Annotated in this window: 1 protein-coding gene; it reads left to right on the forward strand. The window is 32.8% G+C overall.

The annotated features are described in order from the left end of the window. Positions 1–247 (forward strand): hypothetical protein (locus tag ACSV5T_RS10220; RefSeq protein WP_438321070.1); only part of this gene is annotated, 247 nt, incomplete at both ends.

The following is a 247-nucleotide window of genomic DNA, read 5'->3' on the forward strand; positions in this document are numbered from 1 at the left end:
TTAATGTTTCAAATCGTTCAAATATATTAACTTATACCAATACATTTGATGAATTAGGAGCATTTTTCAGTAAGGAGACAGGGCTAAAGAAAAGTATGTTCACCTATAATTCTGAAGGTGCTTGTCCAAACAGTAAAGGAAAAGGAATTCTTAAAACAGAACTTGCGTTTATGCCTGATTTTTCACAAGTTTGTGAAGTATGTCATGGAACACGTTATAGACAGGAAGTTCTAGATGCTAAAGTAGA

The sequence above is a fragment of the Veillonella sp. ZSJB6 genome (assembly GCF_051549505.1).
Taxonomy (GTDB): domain Bacteria; phylum Bacillota; class Negativicutes; order Veillonellales; family Veillonellaceae; genus Veillonella.